Below are 7,851 nucleotides of genomic sequence, written 5' to 3' on the forward strand. Positions count from 1 at the left end.
TTTGTCAAGTATTAAATTTGTAAATTTTGTTAAAGTTGTAAAGGGATTGTAATGCTCACATCTGGTTTTACTAAATCAAGATGGAGCTCATAATTGTTCACTTGAGTATAAAAACATTGCAACATAAGCCTGATATTTTCAGCTTTACCATAAAGTTTATCACCAACTATCGGAAAACCTAAATATGAAGTGGCTGCTCTAATTTGGTGGCGATGGGCATAATTGATCTCCACTTCTATTAAAGTATAGTTTTTTATATGATCCACTGGTTTGATGATCAATACATTGTCCCCTTTTTCGTCTAAAATAGAAACTTTTCTCTTTTTCGAGGCATCAATCTTTTTGTCAAAAATTATTTCATTGTTTAGATACCCGTTTACCCATGCTCTGTATCTTTTAAACGTCTGTTCTATTCTTATTTTTTTATTAACGGCAGCTAAGATTCCATCGGTTTCGTAATCCAATCTACTGATAAGTTTGTAATCATAAGACTCATAAACAACGATATCTGATATACAGAGATCATCTTCTGGGGTATGTCTTTCTGTATGCATAAAAGGTGGTTTATAAAGGAAGAGGATTTCTGGGGACCTATAGAGGATATAATCCATTGGATTGTAATGATATGTTTTATTTTCTAAGATTATTTTAAAGTCCTGATGTTCTTCTACTGGTATATCCCTTGAGATCTTTATTGCTCCTGAATAGACCAAGCCTTTCCTAATATATTTTTTGGAAAGTCTCTTTGATATATTGTATTTTTTGGATAAAAAGTCAGAGAGTCTCAATGTTTGAAAACTGTTGTGCCAATGATAGATATGTTTCTGTTGGGGTTTTTTTGTGGATGAAGTTATCAGGTATATTGATATTCTTTGATTGTATCAGAACATGAAAATTCGTTCCAAAGCCACCTTCAGGAATAATCAGTGATTTTATGGAAACCCTTTCGAGATCTGTTTGTGCTTTTGAGATAAACTCAAGAATACCAGCTTGGACAAGGTATAGCGATTGGGGAAGAAGGTTTACAAAGGTAAGGCCAGAATCTTGTCCATACTTAGTTAGAGCAGAAAAGTCTACAAAGGCTGTTATATCCTGCTCGCCTATGCGATCAAAGAAGTCGTTATTTTGTGTATGCTTGAAATAACAGGTAACCGTACCATCCATTCTAAATGGAGCATAGAGTTTATCAGAAGTCCATCCATAGTCTATTGTGATGATAAAACCTTTTTTTAGTTTGCTCGCTAAGGAGCTAATCCATTCTGTTGATTGTAGGTTGATATCTGCTATCTGCTTATCTATTAATTTTATATTTAGCTTTTTCATATATTCATCAAGTTTTGGTGTAGAAAAAGTATCTGGGTAGAATTGAAATCTATCACCGTCGAAGATTACAAAGATCTCTTTTGTTTGGTCATTTATCCTAATGATTCTGTGAACCGGGAAGGCGTCTACGAGCTCATTGGAGAAAAAAATACCGTTAAAATTATTGAAATTGTCAAAAGTTTCCCAAGAAACTTTGTTTATATGTTTTTGTAATGTTTGTTTTTGAGTTGAAATCAAGTAGTCACTTTTTTCAATTATTGTGTACTTTATTTCTCTGTAAAAAGTTGGGTTTATTTCTTGGTAATAGTTTAGAATATCGTTTGCAAGCATTCCTGATCCAGCGCCCATTTCGCATATATGGCAAGAGAGGTTAAACTGCTCTATCATGTTGCAAAAGCTCTTAGCTAAACAGAAGCCAAATTTTTCTGATGCGTTCACTGACGTATAGAAACTACCTGTAACCCCAAAAGGGTTTTCTTTTTGATAGTAACCGAGTTTAGGATAATAAAGGGCATAATCCATAAATTCGGCAAAGGTTATTTTACCGGATTGTTGTATTCTTTCTATAATAATATTTTTTAGTTGATCACTCATTGTTATTTAACGTTAAAATAAACTGTTATTTCAGCGGTGTCAACATCTTTATAGGGTACCGACTCGAATCTTAAGCCACTTACAAATTTTACTGCAAGCTTTTCTATCTCTGGATTACTCCTCGTTAGCAGTATAATGGAATAGGGGATACCTTTTGCATCTATGCTGAACCTTAACCTTATTTTTGTGTTGGACTCTAAGGAGAATGTGGGTTTTTCTGGTATATGTATAATTTTTCTTTCTGATTTGTAATTACTCGTAATTTCAAAAAAGTCGCTTTTACCAGTGGTTACAATCTGTTTTTCACCAGTTCCTTCAGATTTTAGTTGTTTTAACTTTGCTTCTGAAGATGTTATCTCCTTAGAAACACTTTGGTCCAATCTGTTCTTTCCGGCGATAACGATGTTATTGTTTTGATTTTGAGCTTCGTTTAAAGGTATTTTTTCAAGGACGCTTACGATGGGAAGATCCACTTGGGATTTGATTATATTTGATACCGAAGCTGCTTTGTTTTGTTGTTTTATGTTTTTTACAAAGTTTTTATCGATGTTTGTGGTTGAGCTTAGTTCAGTGGTGGCAATCTTAGGGGGTACTTTTATGAGTTGTACATCTATGATCTCCTTTTGTTTTAGTTTTATGGAAAAATCTATATCAGGAATATACAATAGTATTGTGAAATGAAGTAGCAAAGATACGATTATGTATACCGAAGTCCTACCGAGTTGCTTCATTCATTTGCCTCTGCAGCTATTGCAAGCCTATTAAAGCCCACCTTTTTACTCTCATCCATGATGTAGACAACATCTCCATGAAGAGCATCTTTGTCTGCCTGAATCATGACGCTAGCATTGGGGTTTTGAGTGAAGAGTTCTTTTAGTTTTACAGGTACGAGACCTGGATCAACCCTCTGATTATTAATGGAAAATTCTCTATTTTTGGTGATCGTAATCGAGACCACTTTGCTATCTGTTATGGCTTCACCTTTTGCTTTGGGTAGATTTATTTCGAGGTTATTTATGTTATATGTGGTAAAGGTTGCAGATACCATGAGAAAGAGCACGATTAAAAAAATGATATCAGTAACAGATGTTGTGGGGATCTCTATACCACTTCTGTTTTTTTCCTTTTTGAATCTCATTTTTTACCTTCCTTGAATATGAGGTTCATAATTTGAGAGGTGGCTTTTTCCATTTCGAGGGTGATTTTTTCTGCCCTGTGTCGAATAATGTGGTAAAAAATGACTGTAGGTACAGCAACAACAAGACCAGCTGCCGTAGTAAGCAGTGCCACTGCTATCCCGCCAGAAAGGGCTTGAATATTTGCATTTCCTTGGTTTGCCATTACCATAAAAGTCTGGATCATACCCAAAACTGTCCCAAGAAAACCTAAAAGTGGAGCAAGACTTGCAATTGTTTGGAGTGTAGGGAGAAATCTTTCAAGCTTTTGAACTTCAAAACTCCCTGTCTCTTCTACAAATTCGGTTAACCTTGATACAGGTAGATCTATATTGTTTAAAATATCTTTTGCGATTCGTGAAATGGATGAATCATTTGCCTCACACAACTGGATTGCGCCTTCGAAATCTTTTTTGGCTAAAAAGAGTGATAGTTTATCTAAAAAAACCTTTGGAACAAAGTTGGAAGTTCTTAGTATAAAGATCCTCTCTAAAAAAACTGCAAGGGAGATTACGGAAAGTAATATGATGGGATACATCATCACCCCACCTTTCTGGATTATTTCAAACATCATTTTCCTCCTTTATCTAAATTTTTTATTATTTCTTCGATCTTTTTTGCTGACTCTTCTTCATTGTTTTTCTTGTAAATTTGTAGAGCAAGCTGTAAGGACTTGAATGTAAAGGGGGATTTTGGAAAGAGATAGTAGCATCGCATTGCATAGTTTAAAGAACCCTTGAAGTCGTTTTTTATGTAAAGTAAAACACTTTTGTAGTAATAGCCAGCAGGTACAAACTCTTCACCCTTTGATGAGATCAACTGATCAATGTAACTTTCATATTTAGGGAAATCCTTACTTATCTCCAGTAAACCTAACATACGAACAATACTTTTGTAGTATAAAAGCATATCTTTTTGCTTTATGTCATCCAATAAGCTGGCTATTTTTTGTGGATCATCGGATAGTGTTACAATTTCTCTAAGGGATACCTCTTTAAAGCGTTGACTTTTATTTGCGAGGTTTTCAAATAGTTCTATGGCTGAGTTTTTGTTGATCTTTTTACTACAAATAGCTTTTATATAGATTGCTTCATCATCTTTTGTATTGTACTCGAGGATTCTATTGACATCCTTAAGACATTCGTCAAACAAACCCAGCGATTCGTATGTATAGCCCCTTAATATATAGGCGTCTCTTAAATAGTTTGAAGCAGGAAATGATTTTATAAAACTGTTTAGTTTTTCCAATGCCAATTTGTTATCACCACTTTCTTTTATGTATTTAATCATGGAAATAACCAAATAGTCTTTGTTGTCAAATTTCATTGAAAGTATTTTTGTTAGAGTCTGATTTATCATTGCTAAATCTTTTCTTTGTTGAGCGATAGAGAAAATGGCTAAGGAAGACTCATAAATATAGTTTCTTTTATCAATAAGATTAAAATATCTTTTTAAAGATTCGTCGTAGTTACCTAATGAGAAGTAGGAATTTGCAAGCATGAGTTCTTGTTCTGCTGTGATCTTTTCTTTGCTTTTTAGGATGTTTACAACCTCTTGATAGTGATTGCCAAGGTAGAGATAGATAACAGCGTTATTAGTAAACTCTCTGTCGTAATTATATTTTTTGTATACATCCATACCTTTTGTTATATCTCCAATTTTGAATAAACTCAGCATTTTTAGTAAATCTGATTCTCTTGATGGATTTGTTAGTTTATCGAGATATTGTAAAGTCCCTTCATAGTTTTTGAGATTAAAAAGGGATGAGGCTGCAATCAGAAACCCTCTATCTGTGAAAATATGGGACGCAATATTCGAAGCTTGTTTATAATCACCTTTATTAAAAAAGATTTCTGCTTTAAGCTCATTACAATAAATTGTATCACACCTATCAAGAGCTTTTAGGGAATCGTCAAATCTTTTGTCAAGAAAAAGGAATTGAGCTATCATGTATTTTGAGAGCATTATTTTATCTGGATCTTTACCAAGCTCTAAATATTTATAAAAGAACTGCTCTGCAAGCCCTAAATCGGTATAATAGTAACAGATAGCTTGGTAGAATATGCTATTTTGTATAAGTTCGGTATAAAAACTTATTTTAGATAAATAGGTTGAGGCTTCTTCGTAGTTTTTTACATGTATTAATGCTAAACCTAAATAGAAGTTTGTATAATCGTAGTATACAGGCTTTTCAAACTTTATAGTTTTAAGTAACTCCATGTCTATATTGGGGAAATACTTGTTTAGATAATAGAGCAGTAAAAATAGCTTATTGTTATCTAAAGAAACACTGTTTAAATTTTCTTTAAGGTAAGAGATGTCATTTTCTACAATGGCAAGTTTTAAGGAGTAGAATTTTTTTGTTTCGGATTGTTCAATTTTCTGGATCATGGATTTTGCTTTTTTGATGTCCCCTTTTTCTATATTAGCATCTGCAATATACCCAGCTACATCTTTGTACAACTCAGGGTCGTAATGGGCTATCGAGGATAGATCACCTTTGGTGTATAATGCTGCTATTTTATAGGTGAGTAGGTAGCGATTTTTATCAACAAGGGTCATGTTATTGTCGGTTAAGGATATGACACTATCAAAAAGATCTTTTTTATAATAAGCATCAAGACAGCTATTTAGCGAATACTCTGTAAAATGCTTTAATTTATCACAGATATTTATTTTTCTATCGTTAGCTTGAATTTTGTTTAGATATTCAAATAACCTGTCTTGGGCAAAATAGCTTATGTTATCATTCCTTTTACCTGCAATCTCTTCTAAAACGTATGAGCCATTATCAAGGCTCCCGGTTTCCATAAGGGAGTAACCGTAGAAAAACTTTATCTCATTTTCAAAATCTCCACCTGATAGCTTTTTACTGTATTTTTCATAACCATCAATGACCTTGAGGTAGTCTTTTTGATAGAATTTCTTAGCTAAATAGTTTCTGTAAGCTTTATTACCTATGAATATGGATGCTATAGCTGTTCTTACTGCTCCTCCGAACATAAAGTTGGGTTCTTCTATCTGATAATCTTTTTTATCAAGGTGTTGTTGTTCTATTTTAAGCTTTTCCAAATATATATCTACTGAGCTTTTTGTTTTAAACTCAATGTTAATGTCTGCTATGACAGGTTTTACCGTGATTGTCCCTATCTCTTTTCCTATGAAAGCAAACTCGGGTAGCTTAACTCTAGCGTAGGAACAAAAATAGCTAAGTAAAAGAAGTGTGAAAACGAGTGCTAACTTTTTCATTTTGTCTGGGTTTGATCAGGGGAACTTGGGTTATTCTGAGAACATCCTTCACAGCCATAAAAGTTTAAAACGAAGAAGGATAAAATTAAAGTTATAATAAGCTTTTTCATTTCATCACCTCAGCATTTTTTAATTTATTGAAAACTTCATAGTCTGTAAGATCATATTTAATAGGAGTAACACTAACGTAGCCCTGAGATACCCAGTAATCGTCACAATCTTCACCATATTCCGTAGTTACTCTTTCTCCAGTTAACCAAAAATATGTGTTCCCTCTTGGGTCTACCCTTTTTTCGAAGGTATCTAAGTATTTACTTTTGCCTTGAACTGTGTACCTCCAGCCTTTTATTTCATTCTTTTTCAGCGGCGGTACATTGATGTTAAAAACTGTATTAGTAGAGATTTTCATTTTGGTAAAAAGTTCAGCAAAAAATCTTGTATATTCTGCAGCTACAGAGAAATCATCAAAAACTATAGAAGCAAGACTTATTGCAAATGACTTTACCCCTTGTAGAGCAGCTTCTGTGGCTGCAGAAACTGTACCTGAATATATAACATTGGACGCCAAGTTTGCTCCATGATTTATACCCGATACAACTATGTCAGGTTTTGTTGTCAAAATGTCACTGAATGCGAGTTTTACGCAGTCTGCTGGTGTACCTTGTATGCCATAACCAAAAAATTTATCCTTTCTTGTAACTTCATATATTCTTAGGGGGTTGGAGATTGTAATTGCATGTCCTACTGCACTCTGTTCCATAATAGGAGCTACTACCACAACTTCTCCTATTTTACTTAATTCGGTATAGGCAGAGTATATCCCTTTGGAATATATACCGTCGTCGTTGGTCAAAAGTATTTTCATATATCACCTAAAACATTTTCTGAAAGATAATACTATTAAACAAACATGTCAATAAGCAACAATGATCAATGTAGTTAAATTGATGTTGGGAGATCGTGGGATATTTTGATATAATTTATGTATGGTATTTAATAAGATAAAAGCTGAAGCTTTTAATTACAAGATTGAGCTTTTATTTTGTATAGAGCTTCTTTTATCTTTTTTACCCATACAGGTCTTTTTTAAATTCTGTCTTATGATAACCTTCTTTTTGTTATTATTAAAAATGTGGTTGAGATGGCTTTTTGCAATCTTTTTTGTGATCTTCTTTTTATTGGTTAACTATTCTGTTTTTATTGTGGATAAAGATATAAGGAGCAGAGAAAAAATTACTTTTTATACAGTATCCGGTACAGTCAAAGGGGATTATCTTGAAGTGGGGGATGTGGTTGTTGGGATCTTTGAGTGCAAAAAAGAAAGCTTTTTTGAAGAGTGTACTCTTAAGAGGGAATTCTTTAAAATGAGGGTACCATTTTATTCTTACCTAATGAAGTTTCGAAACGAAAGGGTAAATCAACTATATTATGGATCAGGTAAAAAGGTGACATTGATTCAGGCTATGTTTTATGGGGATAGAAGCTTTCTTTCAAATGAAGTTAAAGAAAA

8 protein-coding genes are annotated in these 7,851 nt (G+C 33.4%); 1 reads left to right on the top strand and 7 read right to left on the bottom strand.

Going from position 1 to position 7,851, the window contains the following annotated elements; all coding sequences use genetic code 11:
- Positions 1-29: 29 nt before the first annotated feature.
- The 7 genes from N3C60_05720 to surE form a co-directional block, all read right to left on the bottom strand.
- Positions 30-788 carry an RNA pseudouridine synthase gene (locus N3C60_05720; GenBank protein ID MCX8084404.1) on the bottom strand — a complete coding sequence of 253 codons (759 nt, stop codon included), beginning with the start codon at positions 786-788 and terminating at the stop codon, positions 30-32.
- A complete protein-coding gene (locus N3C60_05725) occupies positions 775-1,917 on the bottom strand; it encodes an SAM-dependent methyltransferase (protein MCX8084405.1) in 1,143 nt (380 codons plus the stop codon). The genes N3C60_05720 and N3C60_05725 overlap by 14 nt, the downstream gene beginning before the upstream one ends.
- 2 nt (positions 1,918-1,919) lie before the next feature.
- Positions 1,920-2,648: a hypothetical protein gene (locus tag N3C60_05730; GenBank protein MCX8084406.1), complete on the bottom strand. Its 729-nt coding sequence runs from the start codon at positions 2,646-2,648 to the stop codon at positions 1,920-1,922.
- On the bottom strand, positions 2,645-3,055 hold the full coding sequence (locus N3C60_05735) for a biopolymer transporter ExbD (GenBank protein ID MCX8084407.1): 411 nt from the start codon (positions 3,053-3,055) through the stop codon (positions 2,645-2,647). The genes N3C60_05730 and N3C60_05735 overlap by 4 nt, the downstream gene beginning before the upstream one ends.
- Positions 3,052-3,663, bottom strand: coding sequence for a MotA/TolQ/ExbB proton channel family protein (locus tag N3C60_05740; protein MCX8084408.1), 612 nt, complete (start codon positions 3,661-3,663; stop codon positions 3,052-3,054). Before N3C60_05740 ends, N3C60_05735 begins: the two co-directional genes overlap by 4 nt.
- Entirely contained in the window at positions 3,663-6,341 is a 2,679-nt protein-coding gene (locus N3C60_05745; protein MCX8084409.1) for a hypothetical protein, read from the bottom strand. Before N3C60_05745 ends, N3C60_05740 begins: the two co-directional genes overlap by 1 nt.
- Positions 6,342-6,447: 106 nt before the next feature.
- Entirely contained in the window at positions 6,448-7,206 is a 759-nt protein-coding gene (gene surE / locus N3C60_05750; GenBank protein ID MCX8084410.1) for a 5'/3'-nucleotidase SurE, read from the bottom strand.
- Between the two features lie 121 nt (positions 7,207-7,327).
- On the opposite strand from surE, the gene N3C60_05755 reads away from it, so the two are divergent.
- Positions 7,328-7,851: hypothetical protein (locus N3C60_05755; protein ID MCX8084411.1), on the top strand; the 524-nt coding region annotated here is incomplete at its 3' end.

This window comes from Calditerrivibrio sp. (assembly GCA_026415135.1).
Classification (GTDB): domain Bacteria; phylum Chrysiogenota; class Deferribacteres; order Deferribacterales; family Calditerrivibrionaceae; genus Calditerrivibrio.

Bases quoted from the DNA above. Each gene is read 5' to 3' on its own strand.
- N3C60_05740 (MCX8084408.1), bottom strand. From the start codon at position 3,663: ATGTTTGAAATAATCCAGAAAGGTGGGGTGATGATGTATCCCATCATA.
- N3C60_05730 (MCX8084406.1), bottom strand. From the start codon at position 2,648: ATGAAGCAACTCGGTAGGACTTCGGTATACATAATCGTATCTTTGCTA.
- N3C60_05735 (MCX8084407.1), bottom strand. From the start codon at position 3,055: ATGAGATTCAAAAAGGAAAAAAACAGAAGTGGTATAGAGATCCCCACA.
- N3C60_05725 (MCX8084405.1), bottom strand. From the start codon at position 1,917: ATGAGTGATCAACTAAAAAATATTATTATAGAAAGAATACAACAATCC.
- surE (MCX8084410.1), bottom strand. From the start codon at position 7,206: ATGAAAATACTTTTGACCAACGACGACGGTATATATTCCAAAGGGATA.
- N3C60_05745 (MCX8084409.1), bottom strand. From the start codon at position 6,341: ATGAAAAAGTTAGCACTCGTTTTCACACTTCTTTTACTTAGCTATTTT.